This is a genomic window from Streptosporangium sp. NPDC002524, assembly GCF_040295985.1.
Lineage (GTDB): Bacteria > Actinomycetota > Actinomycetes > Streptosporangiales > Streptosporangiaceae > Streptosporangium.
This window is the reverse complement of record NZ_JBEOWK010000031.1, coordinates 1-14,041: the sequence shown is the minus strand read 5'-3', so window position 1 is coordinate 14,041 and position 14,041 is coordinate 1. Positions and strand designations below refer to the sequence as shown.

The following is a 14,041-nucleotide window of genomic DNA, read 5'->3' as shown; positions in this document are numbered from 1 at the left end:
CCGACCGGGGCAGCCCGCTGGATATCCGCCGATCGGCAGACGCGGCGGGCGCCGCGCGTGGCTAGGGTGAGCTCGTGTCGACCACCCGGACAACCGCCGACCAGGGGCGGCGGGCCGCCGGACGCCTCGCCGCGCGGGTGGGTCCGGCCGTCGGCGTCCTGGCGGCCGTTCTCGCCTCGGCGGCGGCGACGCGCCCGGACGGCGATCCGCTGCTCGTGCTGCCCGCCGCGCTGGCACTGGGCGCGCTGGGCACGCTCGCGGCGGGCTGGCCCCGTACCCGCCGCTTCGTCGCTCCCGCCACCGGCGTGGTGTCGCTGATCTCGCTCACCGCCACCGCGATCTGGTCCGCCGGCCCGCCCCGGACCGGCGGTCCCTGGCCCCTGCTGCACACCGCGGCACTGATGGTTCTCATCGCGCTGGTCTGCCGCTGGTCGCCCGTCGCGCACGCCGCGGTCGCCGGCGCGCTCACGGCACTCGCCGTGGCGCTCCTGGCCCTCCCGGTCACCGGCGTGACGCCAGGGGCAGGGTGGGAGGCTGTCGCGTCCTGCGCGTTCTGGTCGCTGGCCGCGCTCGCCGGCGCGGGAGCCGGGGGGTACCTACGCTGGCTCGATGCCCGCCGGCTCCGGGCGGTACGCCACGCACGACGGGCGCAGCGCCTGCAACTCGCCACCGACCTGCACGACTTCGTCGCCCACGACGTCAGTGCCATGGTCATCCAGGCGCAGGCCGCACAGCTGCTGCTGCGCACCGATCCCGAGGAGGTGGCCCGGGTGCTGCGACGGATCGAGTCCGACGGCGCCCACGCGCTGGCTTCCATGGACAGCACGATCCGGGTGCTGCGCGAGTTCGAGGACGGCGCCGCGGGATCCCGCACGACGATGCCCGGCGTCGCCGACCTGCCGGAGCTGGTCCAGCGGTACGCCGGTTCGGGTACGGGCCCGATCGAGCTGAGGATGGATCCCGGGCTCGGCGCGTCCCTGCACCGTCAGGCGGACACGACCGTGTACCGGGTGGTGGTCGAGAGCCTGACCAACACACGCCGCCATGCCGTCCCGGGCGCGGCGGTCACCGTGACGCTCCGCGGATGTCCCGGCGGGATCTCGCTGACGGTCGACGACCGGGCCCCGGCGGCGGGCCGGGCGCACCGCGAGCCCGGCGGCCGGTGGGATGCCCGCGACCCCGCCGGCCGACGGCACAGCGGGATCGGTCTCGCCGGGCTGGCGGAGCGGGTCGAGGCACTCGGCGGCACGTTCACCGCCGGCCCCGTACCACCGGCCGGTTGGCAGGTGTGCGCGCGGTTTCCCGCCGATGTCGCGGAGCCGGTGTCATGACCATCCGGGTGCTCGTCGCCGACGACGAGGAACGGATCAGGTTCGGATTCCAGACCATCCTGAACTCGGCGCCGGACATCGACGTCGTCGGCCAGGCCGCCGACGGTGTCGCGGCACTGACCCTGGCCAGGCGGCTGCGACCGGACGTGGTGATCGCCGACATCCGGATGCCGCGGATGGACGGGCTGGAACTGACCCGGATCCTCTGCGCGCCCGGCACACCCACCGTGACACGGGTCGTCGTGGTCACCACCTTCGACCTGGACGCCTACGTCCACACCGCGCTGCGCCACGGCGCGTGCGGTTTCCTGCTCAAGCACTCCGGGACCGCGCTGCTGATCGAGGCCGTCCGCGCCGCGATGCTCGGCGACTCCTTGATCAGCCCGTCGGTGACGGTGCGGCTGCTGCGGCGGCTGTCCGGCGTACGTGACGCGCCGGACTCGAAGCCACCGCTCACCAACCGGGAACTCGACATCGTGTCACTGGTCGCCGACGGCCTGACCAACCCGGAAATCGGCGCCGAGCTCTACATCACCCCCGGTACCGTCAAAACCCACCTGGCCCACATCCAGCGCAAACTGGGGGTCCGTAACCGCGTCGGCATCGCCGCCTGGGCGTGGGAGACCGGTCACCGGCGGGCGCGAGACTGAGCCGCCGCCAGATCAGCACCGCCAGATCAGCGCCGTCGGCTGACCGCCAAGAGCCGGTCGGCGTCGCGCTGGAACCAGCAGGGCACACAACGGAGATCGTCCCGTCCAGCAGCCCGCCGCCCGCGCCGGCACGAAGCGGGGGAGCACGGCCCCGCGCACCCCCGGAAACCGTTTGAGAAACCTCGGGAGGACCTTCTCCGTACCGCCCGTCTCGGGGGAGCCCAGGTCAGCGGTTGAGGTAGGCGGCCAGTCCGCCGGACTCCTCGTTGGCGATGAACACGTGCTTCACGTTGAAGAGGGCTTCGTCGGCGTGGGCGACGCAGCCCCACGCCGAGTCGCCCCACGAGTCGGCGACCTTGATCTCGGCCGGTGCGGTGCATCCGGCGGCGCCGCCGAGCTGGCACTTCTCAGGGTGGGGGGCGGCGGCCTGGACGGCCGCGGCGGCACGGATGCGGGCGGCGAGTTCGGCGGCGGCGGTGGCGCGCTGTTCGGCCTCGGCGCGCAACCGCTGCTCGGCGCGGACCGCTCTGGCCAGTTCCTCCAGGGCTGAGCGGGCGCTCGCCTCGGCGGCGAGTTTGGCCTGTTCGATGTGGTGGCGTTCGATCGCCAGGGCGGCGGTGTCGGTGAACAGGCGGGCCAGGGCGAGGTCGGCGTCCTGGGGTGCGCGGGGAACGGGGTGGTACATGGCGAAGGTGCCCAGCAGGCTGCCGTCGCGGGCCAGGATCGGCGTGGACCAGCAGGCGGCCAGGCCCGCGGGCTCGGCCAGGTGACGGAAGTCGGCCCAGAAGGGGTCGGTGGCGATATCTGTGACGATGACCTGTTCGCGCCGGTGGGCGGCGGTGCCGCACGAGCCGACGCCCTCGCCGGTGGCGATGCCGTCGATGGCCTCGTTGTAGAAGTCGGGCAGGCTGGGGGCGGCGCCGTGGCGCAGGTGCCGGCCGTCGGGATCGGCCAGCAGCACCGAGACCAGCACCCGGTGCGGCGCCAGGTCCTCGATGCAGCGGGCCATTCCCTCCAGGACCTCGGCCAGGGGCACCTGGCGGGCGATCTGTTCCACCAGGGCCCGATGTTCGGCCATCAGCCGCTGGGCGTGTTTCACCTGAGTGATCTCCACCCCGATCACCCGGACCCCGGTCACGGTGCCCTCGGCGTCGCGCCGCGGCTCGTACGTGAAGTCGAAGAACACCTCCCGCGCCTCCGGGCCGACGCCCAGCACGATCCTGACGTCGCGGCCGGTGCGCGGCTCACCGGTGCGGTAGACCCGGTCCAGCGCCTCGAGGAAGCCCTGACCGGCGAGCTCGGGCACCACGTCGACGACCGGGACCCCGGTGCGCGCCCGTTCCTCGCCGAAAGCGGCGAAGAACGCCGGGCTCGCCGTCTCCACCACATGCGCCGGCCCCGCCAGCAGGGCGAACACCGCGATGGACTGCCCGAACAACGCCCGCAGGTCCCCCTCGCCGGCCTGTCCGGTACCCGCCGGCCCCGCCGCATCCGGTCCCTGGTCCGACACCGACGTCATAATCTGGTTGGCCTTTCACGTTGGACAAAACCGGAGATCGACAGCACCGGCCAGTGCAGGCTACCGCCCTGACCCCGAGGCATCCTCTCGGACTCAGCTGACCGACTCGGGGCTCGGCAAACGGGATGACTCATCTCAAGAACCGTCGCTCACCCGACCTGATCGATGCTCCCAGACCGGCGGGGCGGTGGGCGGCCGGGATGGAGTCCCGTCGCAGGTGCCGCAGCCGATCGTGCCCGCAGCTGTGCGGTGCTGACGGAACAGCCGCCGACTTCGGGTCAGACCGCGAGGGCGCGCAGTATCTCGGCCAGCCGATCGCGCTGGTCCGGGGGGATGAGAGCGATCAGCTTTTCGCGGACGGCGGCGGCGTGTACGGGGCGGGCCCGTGCGGCCGCGGCGCGGCCGGTGTCCGTGATCTCGAACATGACCTTGCCGCCGGCGTCGAGCCGGCGCACCAGGTCCCGGTCGACCATACGGGTGAGCTGGTGTGACAGCCGGCTGCGGTGCCAGCCCATGGACGCCGCGAGCTCGTTCTGGCGCATCCGGCCACCGGCGTCGTCGAGCCGCGTGACGATCCCGCTCAGGGGCTGGGCTCGGCGTTGACGCGACGGTCGCGGAGTCCGGCCGGCCGCGACGCTCCCGGGACGGCGGCGGCTCGGCGGGCGCGCGATCCGGCTCGCCCCCGGACGCCCTGCCGGGCATCGGCCCCCTGGGAGCGAGCCGGGGGACGCCTGTCACTCGACGTGACGGGATTCCTTCGCGGGGTCGGTTCCGGACAGCTCCCCGTACGCCCGTGCGGTCGCGGTGATCAGGTGGCCTTGCCGCGGGCGATGTAGAGGTTCATGTCCGTGAAGTCGAGGGTGATGTTGTAGGGCTTGAAGAAGCTGTGGAAGAAGGCGGCCGGCACGTCGAACCCGAAGGGGGCGAGCTCGGCCTCCGGGTGGTTCTCGCAGTAGATCTCCTCGGCCGCGGCGTCGCCGAGGCGGATCCTCTCCGGATAGCAGGGGTAGGTGACGGCCGGGTGGCTGTGCGCGAAGGTCCCGATGGGGCGGTCGTGGTCGCTGCGGATCCCCAGCCGCTCGGCCGTGTCCCCGAACACGACCGCGGCCATCTCGCCCCTTCCGCCGAAGTTCACGCCCACCACCCCGGTGCGGGACCCGGAGGCGCCGGCGACGCTTCCCCCGCTGTGCAGATACTGCTCACGGGCCAGCCACAGCGGCAGGGGCTCCGCGCCCGCCCGTTCGGCGGCGGCGCGTGCCTTCCTGGCCGTCTCCGGGGTCCTGCGGCGCAGGATCAGCGACCGGCCCGCGTAGTCGAAGGTGGTCAGCAAGTGGTAGAAGACCCACGTGCCGATCAGGCCGTCGCAGTCGGTGTCGACGTCCTCGCCCGACTCCGTCGACGACCAGCCCACGGGGACGTTCCGCAGTTCGAGGCCGCCCAGCTTGAAGGAGTCCAGCACCCCGCAGTACGCCCATATGACGCCGTTCTCATACCCGATCTTCTGGCTGGCGACCGGGCTCAGCCCGGCCTCCTTGGCCACCGAGGCGCGCACGCTCAGACTCGGGGCACCGGTGTAGAACATGAAGCGCTTCGGCGGCCCGCCGTTGACCGAGGCCTCCACCAGCGGAATCGGGTCTATCTGCTGCCACGGCAGCCGCGCGGTGTCGCCGTGGATCTGGTACGGCTCGCCGCGGACCGCCGCGAACCACTTGGCGTAGGCCTCCTCTCCGGCCGCCTGCCAGTGTGGTGCGGACAGGGAGAACTTGTCCTGCCGGATGTAGCAGTCGGCCAGGAAGTAGTGGGCGTCCCTGTCGCCGGGCGCCAGCTCGACGGCCAGCTTGAGGTATTTCTCGGCGTCGGGAAACTTGTTGGCGAGGAGCCCGACATAGCCGCGCCGGCGGGCCGCGTGCAGGTTCGCGGGGTCTGTTCTCAGGACCTTCTCGTACGCGCGACCGGCCTGCTCGAACCTCCCGGCCTTGAACAGCGCGTCCGCGTCACCGCTGCCGGCCGGTGCCGCGGTGGCCGCGCCGCCCAGCAGCGGCGCCGTCGCGGCGGCACCGGCCAGCACGGCCGCGCCCCGCAACAGCGAACGCCGGTCCCATTCTCCGTCGTTTACCAATGCCTTCTCCCTTTCGTGATCACCTTCGCCGGAACCTTCCGCCCGACGGTCACAGCAGCCCCGGCGGCTCCGGCGTCGCCCCGCTGGACGAGGGCGACGCTGGGACGCCCGGGGTCGTACACCGCCGCCCCGGTGCGGCCCGGCCCGGATCGGTGGCCCCGCGCCGGGCAGGGCCACCCGGATGGCCCGGCCGGCCGGGACCGTCACCGTGCCGCGGCCCACCTCCGGCCTGTCCGGACACGGCTTTCCGTCCGCGGTGGACGGCTCGGGTCCGGGCCAGCCAAGGGCCCTCCCGTACGGCCGGGTCATCCCCGACCGGCGACACTCACGACACGCAGCCCCGGGCTTCGCCACACGCTCCGTACCTCACCCGCGGCTCGCCCGCCGGCCCCGTCCACTGTGGATCGGCCGTGTCTCCGCCTCGCCCGCGCCGCGTCATGGTCGTGTCACGGCAGCAACCGACGGTGGCAGCCGTCGAAAAGTACGCGGCACGCGGCAGACGACGCGCGCGTCCGAGGGGCGGGGCCCCTGTTCGCCGTGCGGGCCAGGCCGGATGACGCGTACGGCACCGAACTGCGCACGACCGCTCGCGGACATGGATAATCTTGGTCGTCATGTCCTCGTTGATGATGAACAGGCGAGTCGTCGGACTGCTTGCACCGGTCGCTCTGACCCTCGCCGCCTGTGGCGGAACCGGTACCGACAAGGCCGCGCCCGCGTCATCCTCCGCCGCGGCCTCCCCGTCGAGCCAGTCGCCCACGCGATCCTCCGCGCCTCAGACGAAGACCTACGAGGTCACTCTGGAGGTGAACGGAAAAGGCAGGATCTACCAGCCGATCGCGTATTTCGCCGACACCAACGGCAGCGAGTCGGATGTCACCCTCCCCTGGAAGAAGACCGTGACGGTCGAGCTCACCAAGGCCGAACAGAAGGTCGGCTACCCGGTCTCCGTCATCCCCGGCGCGGTCCGTGACTCCAACCGCATGCTCAAGCCGGCCAAGTGCCGCATTCTCGTCGACGGCGAGGAGGTCGCCGCCAACGACGGCGGCGAGAGTACGTGTAAGTACACCTTGAAGTGAACCGAGCTCGTTCCGCCCTGACCCGCCGCCTCGCGCGGCAGGACACCCCCGTTCCGGCCAGGGACATCCCGCCCGTTCCGGCCGGGGACATCCCCGCCGCCCGGGTGCCCGCGCCGACGCGCCCGACCTCAGCCCCGCGCTGCGCCCGCACCTGGAGAACCTGCCCGGACAGGAGGAGCGCGGGGTCCTTCCCGCCCCGGCGACCGCGCTCTTCATCAGCGCGTGGGGCACATGCACGGCCTGGTGGTACTCGAGCTCTTCGGCCACCTGTCGTTCGTCGGCGCCGGGCAGTCGGAGATCTTCCGCATGGCGATGCGCAATCTCGAGGAAGACATCCGGCAGCGTGTGCCGTCGGAGCGCAAGGGGTCTCTCGCGGAGAGCGTGCCGGAGGACCCCTTCGCCCAGAAGGACCACCGAGGCTCCCGGCGCCTGCGTCAGGGCTCGGCGGATCGAGCCCGTGGACGACTTGCGGGTTGTCCTCCGGCGGGGGAGTCAGGAGACATCTCCTGACTCCCCCGGCTGTTGGGCGGCCGTCGGCGAGTTCGCCCGCGCCCGCGGCGGCGTCCTACCTCGATGCGACCCGGCCCATGACGATCCGTCAGGCGACCGTCGCCCGCCGCGCGTTGTCGACGGTGAGGGTGCGGGGGTCGAGGGCGTGGCTGACGCCCGGCAGGAAGCCCTTGAGGTCGCGGGCGTTTCCTCGGACGGGGGCACGCGGCGGGGAAGGTCCGTCGGGAGATCAGCGCTCGTGGCCCGCTCGCAGCCAGGCGATGTAGTCGGCGGCGGCACGCTCGCTGTCGTACTCCGGCCGGTAGCCGGTGTCTTCGCGCAGACGCGTGATGTCGAGGTAGGCCCTTGAAGCGTTTCCGCCCGTGGGCAGGTCGATCCGCGCGTCGGGCACGACCTTCTTGATCGCCGCGATGATCTCGGCGTTGCTCGTGGAACGGCCGGAGGCCACGTTGTAGGTCTGGTGGCGCAGCTTGTCCGCGGTCTGCAGCAGCGCGATCGCGCGGCCGGTGTCCTTGACGTAGCAAAGGTCAAGCGCGTCCTCGGCGTACGCGGGGCGGCTCATGCCTGACAGGTCCGCGGCGCGCCCCCGGGCGGCGGCGTGGACCAGCTCGGGGGCCGGGAAGAACGGGTCGGAATGGCCCAGCGGCCCCCAGGTGCCAGAGATGCGGTAGTTGACGATGTCGATGCCGGTCGCATCCGCCAGGTGGGCGTTGAGCAACTCACCGATCTTCTTGAACGTCGGGATCAGGTGAAACGAGCCCATGGCCAGCGGCAGGTCTTCGGTGAGCGCGTCCTTGGCCGCGATGCCGGAGTAGACGCCGATCGTACTCGCGATGCCCACGCGCCGTACGCCCCAGTCCTGAGCCGCCTGGATGATGTTGAGCAGCCCGCCGAGCGCGTGGCGCGCGGCCTCGACCGGAGGCTCGGAACTGGGCGGCCAGGGCATCGAACCGGCAAGGTGCACGATTCCCGTGATGTGGTGACGCTTCCCGATGCCGAGCAGGGTGTCCGGAACGTTCACGTCGCCCTGTTCCACCAGAACCGGCCGGTCGAAGCGGCCGGTCAGCGTTTCGGCGGCGCGCCGCTGCACGAGCACGCATTCCTCGCCCGCGTCCAGCAGCGCTTGCACGGTGTGCGAGCCGATGAAGCCCAGTCCTCCTGTAACCAAGATCACCGAAGACCCTTTCGTTCGCTTTCCTGATTGTCAGTCTCACTGACAATCAGGGTAGCCGTAGGATTGCAAGATGTCGAACGACAGCGAAGCGCCCTCCCAGATAGGCACGCGCCTGGGATACCTGTTCAAACACGCGGCCCTGCGGCTTCAGGAACTGCACGACCAAGTCCTGGCGCCGTTCGGCATCGACGCGCGCCAACTCGGGGTGCTGCTCGTCCTCACCGGCCAGGAGCCGCCCTCCCAGCACCAGGTGGCGCAGCGACTGGGCGTCGACCGCACCACGATGGTCGCTCTTCTCGACACCCTCGAGGACAAAGGCATCCTCAGCCGTCACCCGCACAAACAGGACCGGCGCCGCAACGTTGTCGAACTGACCGAGCACGGCAAGGACACGGTCCGCCGCGCCACCCAGGCCAGCGACGAGGCCGAGCGGTCGCTGCTCTCCCCCCTCAGCCCGCCGGATCAAAAGCGCTTCCGTGACGCCCTGCAGCTCATAGCCCACTGAAAAGGGTGGAATCACCGGACGACACCTTCGCTGGCATCCGGGAGGGGGACATCACGGGGAGGCCCCCTACTGGAGAGTGGTTGACGAAAACGGAGATATCGGAGGAATTATTCGGTGACTGAAGAGTGGAAATCGAAAGGTTTTTATCAGTGGATCGCTGATGTCTTGGAGCAGCTGAGCTGGGACCCTGCGAGACAGCTGGATTATATCCGCGCCGCCAAGGTGGGGGCTGATGAAATTGCCCTGCAGTTTGATGATGCTTTTCAACTTGTGCGTGGAAGGGTGCACGATGGATCGCTTAATCATGAAGCGCTTCAGGCGCTCCTACCAGTTGATGCACAACTGAGGAGCATGACTGAAGAAGGCCCCGATCTCTGGAGTAACGAGGCGCTCTCTGCAGATCAAAAATGGCAAGAATTGCGCATAACTGCAGAGCGGGCAAAAGCGGAATTTAAGCGAGCCTTAGGGTGATGCTTTAAAAAAGCTTAAAGAACTATCTCGCTCACACGCCTAATGATCTCCCGCCAGTATCACATAAATAGCATTGTGTGAGATCGCAAGCGGGTGGAAAACACTCCCGAGCGGCGCGGGTCGACATTGGCCTACCGACGCTGAAGGCGCATGAGGCTGTGACGAGAATTCCCCGCTTCTGGCCTCCAGACATGACGAACGCCTCATCGCACGGCTCGCGCCGACACAGCTCGACGATCTCGGCCTTGAACTCGCGGGTGAACGAACGGCGAGGGCGCAGTTCCTTCTTCCCATGCTCTCCATCATGGACATCCTTCCGGGGACGAACCCCTGGTCTCGGATGTCCGTCAAGCCGGATCAAGCCCACGCCGGATATCCGGCTCCTCACCAGAAATGATCAACTCCAATTCATCCCGGAAAGGCAAGATCATTCGCAGCGCCGACGGCTGTTCTTGGGTTCCCCGACCCCGAGGTTATACACACTCCAGACAATTAGACGGCTTTGCCTGTACTGATAGCGTGCGGGTGGTTACTGTCTGAGGCATGGGATGGGTGCAGGCCGCCGGGTGGGGTCTAGCCGGTGGACTGGCGGCCGGGCTGGTGTCGCTGATGACGGCGGTGACGGCGGCGGGGTTCCGGTGGCCGTTGGTGGACCGGGCCGAGGTCGGGCCTCGTCTGTTCGTTCTAGCTGGAGGGATGCTGCTGGGTGCTCTGGTCGCTGCGGCGGCCAGCGCACAGATCAGCGGCCCTTGGCCCGCATTCATCATCGGGATAGGTGCACCGGCCACGGTACGAGGCATCCTGGCAGGAGTGGACGTTAGCGAAAGCAAAGCAAGTGAACCTGCCTCGCCCAAGCCTGCGCTTCCGGGAGGTGATAGCGGTGAAGACCGGGCCTGATACCCTGCTCGCCCGTCTCGCCGCCGCGAGCAGACCCGCCCAACCATGGCTACACATCACCACCTCTCCCTGGTGGACACGGGTCCTCACAGCTGCCGGTGCCCGCCTGGTTGTCACCATTGACAGTATGGCCGTCGAATTCCCACCCGAGACAGAGGAGGACGAACGGCACCGTAGTGAGGTGGCTACCCTCCCACTCGACGATGAGGCCGAACGCCAAGCGAACGACCTCTACGAGCAGGGCTTGATGGCCCACATGATGGGGCAGCGCTACGCTCAGGCCAGCGAAGCGCTGGAGCGAGCGCTGGTACTGTACCGCACCCTTAGCGACCAGCAAGGCGAGGCAAACACCCTCCATTACCTGGGGCGCGTCCGTGCGGCAACCGGTGACTTCGCTGAAGCCATCGAACTCCAAGAACAGGCGCTGACGCTGTACCGCATCCTCGGCGACCAGCGAGGCGAGGCAAACACCCTCGACCATCTGGGCCGCGACCACTACATGACCGACGACTTCAGGGCAGCAGGCAACCTCCAGGAGCAGGCGCTGACGCTGTACCGCATCCTCGGCGACCAGGGAGGCGAGGCAAACACCCTCCAATACCTGGGGCGCGTCCGTGCGGCGACCGGGAACCTCGATCAAGCCATCGAAGCGCTGGAGGAGGCGCTGGCGCTGCACCGAGCACTCGACAACGGCCCAGGTGAAGCCAAAACCCTCATCGACCTGGGTTCCTTCCGTGCGGCCACCGGAAACTTCGATCAAGCCATCGAACTTCAGGAACAGGCGCTGACGTTGTACCGTCCCCTCGGCGACCGGCACGGGCAGGCCAACGCCCTCCACAGCCTGGGCGACGTTCATTTCCAGACCCAGGAGTACGGCCGAGCCGCCACCATGCTGGAAGAAGCACTCACCCTGTACCGCGCCCTCGGCGACCGGTACGGGCAGGCCAACGCCCTCCACAGCCTGGGCAATGTTCATTTCCAGACCCAGGAGTACGGCCGAGCCGCCACCATGCTGGAAGAAGCACTCACCCTGTACCGCGCCCTCGGCGATCAGTACGGGCAGGCCAACGCGCTTGGCGTTCTAGGCCACATCAGCGCAGCAACCGGAAGCGAGCATCAAGCAATCGACCTGCTGGAAGAGGCACTCACTCTGTACCGCGCCCTCGACGACCGGCACGGGCAGGAGGCCATCCTCGACGTGCTGAACCGCATCCGCGCCCCCAGAAACTGGGAATAATGGGAGTCTGCAGATAGTTGTCCGTGATCTGCATGAAGGTGTCCAGCGATGGTGAGTGTGTCAGCGGCTAAAGTTCATGCTCTTGCCCGGCGTTGGCACGTTTGTCATCGTCAACCACAGGTCGCCGACCGCCGACCCGTCGGCGTTTGGGGACCGCTTCCAGGCCGTCAGGACCTTAACGCCGACGTCGGCGTTGGAACAGATCGTTGAGGACGATCTGTTCTTCCAGGAGATTGCGACCAATGCGGTCGACCTTCTGGACGCAGAACAGGTCTCTCTCGCGTATCCAGCCCAACGCGTTGAACAGCGCGGGCCGGTCGTCAGCGACGAGCTTACCGCTGATCTTTTTTAAGACCCTCAGGCAGATGGGGTTGAGGGCGTCGTGCTGCCGCTGGGTGTTCTGGTTGTCGGTGCTGACCTCGACTGGGCTGATGAGCGCCATCGAGGAGCGCCTCTCCGTTCATCAAACGTACTGTGCGGGTTAGATGAACACTATTGAAAACGAACGGGAAAATGAACGCCAGCGCCGGGCGCGTCGGCCGCACTGAGGGTGAGCCCGCCGACGTTCATCAGACGATCGTTAGACGAACACCCGATCACACCTCCGTGGCCCCTTTCTGCCATACCAGGGGGCCGTCCGAGGTGACGACGGGTATGGAGCGTGGCTATGTCGGTGACTACGAGAGCCAGATATCAGCCACGTTGAGAGCCGGGCTACGGTCCTGGGACCAGATTTGTGTCGGCGAGTCTGGGAGCCACTCCGACCTTCCTCGTCGCCGAGTATGGCCGTCGCTCGCCTCACCTCCTGGTAAGGGCTTGAGGACTATCGCTTGGAAAGTCGCGCTGAGGGTGATCTTGTGGATTGCGAAATGGATCAAGCGCCGCCGGCAGACACCGGCGTGGCCTCTGGACCATGACGTCGATAAGGTTGAGCGACCGGCGGTCCGTCCGGGCAGGCCGGACCTGTGCCCTCGCCTCCGGAGACAGGTTGTCGATGCGTCTACATCCAGGCGAGACCGAGGCCGTTGGCTGGCGGGTGGTGACCGTGCTCGACGCCGTCCGGCAGTTGCGCGACGCATCACCGGGCGTCACCGGACGTCCGCGGGTGATCGCGATCGACGGTCGGGGCGGCGCCGGCAAGACGATCCTGGCCGAGCGGCTACGCAAGCTGGTGCCCGACTCCGCCATTGTGCACACCGACGACATCGCCTGGAACCACGCCTACTTCGACTGGGGCGCCATGCTCGTCGAGAACATCCTGCGACCCCTGCACCGGGGTGAGGCGGTGGACTTCCGCCCTGATGCCTGGATCACCCACGACCGGCCCGGATCGATCACCATCCCCGCCGGTGCCGGCTTCATCTGGGTCGAGGGCACCGGCATCATCCGCGAAGAGCTCGCCCCGTGGTTGGACGCCTCGGTGTGGATGCAGGGTGACCTCGACGAGCAAGGGCGCCTGTTGGTCGTCCGCGACGGTGACTCCCCCGAGCAGCTGGAGCACGTGGCGAACTGGCTGCTGGAGGAACTGCCGTTCCTGCTGCGAGAACAGCCGTGGGCCCAAGCCACCATGATCGTCGCTGGCCCTCCGCAGATCGACCACGACCCGGACACCAAGTTGGTCGTCGCCCCGCCGACCAGCCCTTAGCCAGCCGACCCACCCGCAGAACGCGGGTGAGCGGTTGGCGGACGCCGAGACGAGATCCTCGGCCTGAAGCCGGAACACGCGCGCTTTTTCCGAGCGATAGTCCTCAAGCCCCAGGCAGTTGTCCCTCGCTCCGCTCAGGCCGCTTCACCTGGATCTGGGGCTTCGTCGACAGCGGGGTCGGCACCTATGGAGGAAGGCCAGGGACTGCCATCGGGCAGGCCAAGCTATCGAGGTGGCTCCCAAACTCACCGACACGGCTTCCCGGACGATTCGATCAAGCGAGCCCGTCAGCAATATTCGGCTCTGCTTCTCACCGACATAACCAGAAGCGCCGCGACGAGCGCCCGCCCCTCCTCAACGGCGCGGCCGTCGGCGGGTTCCTCGACGGGAAGACCGTGCGATCGCGCCCATTTACCAGCGGCCTGGCCGGAGGTGCCCATCGCCTCGCCGATCTGCCGCCAGGAGTAGCGGCGCTCGCCCCGCCGGGCGGTCACCACGAGCTCACGGGCGACAAGGTCCAGTTCGGTGGCAAGCCAGCGGGCAGCGGCAAGCTGGGCCAGGACCGGATCATCGGGGAAAGCACGGGTCTCGGCCGCCCGCTCGCGCAAGAAGCGGCGCAAGGCAGTCCGGACGGAACCTGCGGTCAACGGCTTACGCGGCGAGGAGGCCATGCATCCATTGAAACCTAAGTTTCAGCACTTCAGACGCCACTCCCAGGCAGCACACAGTCTCGGCGGTGTCTTTCCGGCGTATTCCGGCCGCCCCCGCTGGTGGACCGCTGGGACCGCCGCCGCACGATGTGGGTCACCGACGCCGCGCGTGCGGTGCTGCTCGCCATACCCGCCGCGGCGGCGGCGCTCGATGTGCTGAGCGTCCCGCTGCTGGCGGCCCTCGCGTTCCTGCT

The 14,041-nt window shown here is 68.7% G+C and carries 14 protein-coding genes; 8 read left to right on the top strand and 6 right to left on the bottom strand.

Going from position 1 to position 14,041, the window contains the following annotated elements; all coding sequences use genetic code 11:
- The first annotated feature begins 74 nt into the window (after window positions 1-74).
- Both ABT053_RS36990 and ABT053_RS36985 read left to right on the top strand, forming a co-directional pair.
- Window positions 75-1,331: a sensor histidine kinase gene (locus tag ABT053_RS36990; protein WP_350975685.1), complete on the top strand. Its 1,257-nt coding sequence runs from the start codon at window positions 75-77 to the stop codon at window positions 1,329-1,331.
- Window positions 1,328-1,981 (top strand): response regulator, encoded by a 654-nt coding sequence (locus ABT053_RS36985; RefSeq protein ID WP_350975683.1) that lies wholly within the window; start codon window positions 1,328-1,330, stop codon window positions 1,979-1,981. Before ABT053_RS36990 ends, ABT053_RS36985 begins: the two co-directional genes overlap by 4 nt.
- A gap of 226 nt (window positions 1,982-2,207) precedes the next feature.
- On the opposite strand, the gene ABT053_RS36980 is transcribed toward ABT053_RS36985, so the two are convergent.
- From ABT053_RS36980 to ABT053_RS36970, 3 genes are all read right to left on the bottom strand, one after another.
- Window positions 2,208-3,491 (bottom strand): GAF domain-containing protein, encoded by a 1,284-nt coding sequence (locus ABT053_RS36980; RefSeq protein WP_350975682.1) that lies wholly within the window; start codon window positions 3,489-3,491, stop codon window positions 2,208-2,210.
- A gap of 287 nt (window positions 3,492-3,778) precedes the next feature.
- Window positions 3,779-4,075 (bottom strand): helix-turn-helix transcriptional regulator, encoded by a 297-nt coding sequence (locus ABT053_RS36975; protein ID WP_502991964.1) that lies wholly within the window; start codon window positions 4,073-4,075, stop codon window positions 3,779-3,781.
- Between the two features lie 233 nt (window positions 4,076-4,308).
- Entirely contained in the window at window positions 4,309-5,619 is a 1,311-nt protein-coding gene (locus tag ABT053_RS36970; RefSeq protein ID WP_350975680.1) for an aspartyl protease family protein, read from the bottom strand.
- 806 nt (window positions 5,620-6,425) lie between these two features.
- Between ABT053_RS36970 and ABT053_RS36965 the strand changes: the two genes are divergently transcribed.
- Together ABT053_RS36965 and ABT053_RS36960 are read left to right on the top strand one after the other, a co-directional pair.
- Window positions 6,426-6,698: a hypothetical protein gene (locus tag ABT053_RS36965; RefSeq protein WP_350975678.1), complete on the top strand. Its 273-nt coding sequence runs from the start codon at window positions 6,426-6,428 to the stop codon at window positions 6,696-6,698.
- A 231-nt stretch (window positions 6,699-6,929) separates the two neighbouring features.
- The gene (locus tag ABT053_RS36960; RefSeq protein WP_350975676.1) at window positions 6,930-7,208 is read left to right on the top strand and encodes a hypothetical protein; all 279 of its coding nucleotides are present in this window, start codon (window positions 6,930-6,932) and stop codon (window positions 7,206-7,208) included.
- Window positions 7,209-7,437: 229 nt separating this feature from the next.
- Here the strand turns inward: ABT053_RS36960 and ABT053_RS36955 are convergent, their stop codons facing one another.
- Window positions 7,438-8,382, bottom strand: coding sequence for an NAD-dependent epimerase/dehydratase family protein (locus ABT053_RS36955; protein WP_350975675.1), 945 nt, complete (start codon window positions 8,380-8,382; stop codon window positions 7,438-7,440).
- Window positions 8,383-8,452: 70 nt separating this feature from the next.
- Here ABT053_RS36955 and ABT053_RS36950 point away from each other — a divergent pair, with 70 nt between their 5' ends.
- The 3 genes from ABT053_RS36950 to ABT053_RS36940 all read left to right on the top strand — a co-directional run bounded on the left by ABT053_RS36950 (window position 8,453) and on the right by ABT053_RS36940 (window position 11,492).
- Window positions 8,453-8,887 (top strand): MarR family winged helix-turn-helix transcriptional regulator, encoded by a 435-nt coding sequence (locus ABT053_RS36950; RefSeq protein WP_350975673.1) that lies wholly within the window; start codon window positions 8,453-8,455, stop codon window positions 8,885-8,887.
- Between the two features lie 114 nt (window positions 8,888-9,001).
- A complete protein-coding gene (locus tag ABT053_RS36945; protein WP_350975671.1) occupies window positions 9,002-9,358 on the top strand; it encodes a hypothetical protein in 357 nt (118 codons plus the stop codon).
- Window positions 9,359-10,382: 1,024 nt separating this feature from the next.
- Window positions 10,383-11,492 carry a tetratricopeptide repeat protein gene (locus tag ABT053_RS36940; protein ID WP_350975670.1) on the top strand — a complete coding sequence of 370 codons (1,110 nt, stop codon included), beginning with the start codon at window positions 10,383-10,385 and terminating at the stop codon, window positions 11,490-11,492.
- Window positions 11,493-11,667: 175 nt separating this feature from the next.
- Here the strand turns inward: ABT053_RS36940 and ABT053_RS36935 are convergent, their stop codons facing one another.
- Window positions 11,668-11,934, bottom strand: a complete 267-nt coding sequence (locus tag ABT053_RS36935; protein ID WP_350975669.1) for a recombinase family protein — start codon at window positions 11,932-11,934, stop codon at window positions 11,668-11,670.
- A 552-nt stretch (window positions 11,935-12,486) separates the two neighbouring features.
- Here ABT053_RS36935 and ABT053_RS36930 point away from each other — a divergent pair.
- A complete protein-coding gene (locus ABT053_RS36930) occupies window positions 12,487-13,137 on the top strand; it encodes a uridine kinase family protein (RefSeq protein ID WP_350975668.1) in 651 nt (216 codons plus the stop codon).
- A gap of 287 nt (window positions 13,138-13,424) precedes the next feature.
- Here ABT053_RS36930 and ABT053_RS36925 read toward each other — a convergent pair whose 3' ends face one another.
- Window positions 13,425-13,808 carry a hypothetical protein gene (locus ABT053_RS36925; protein WP_350975667.1) on the bottom strand — a complete coding sequence of 128 codons (384 nt, stop codon included), beginning with the start codon at window positions 13,806-13,808 and terminating at the stop codon, window positions 13,425-13,427.
- Between the last annotated feature and the right edge of the window lie 233 nt (window positions 13,809-14,041).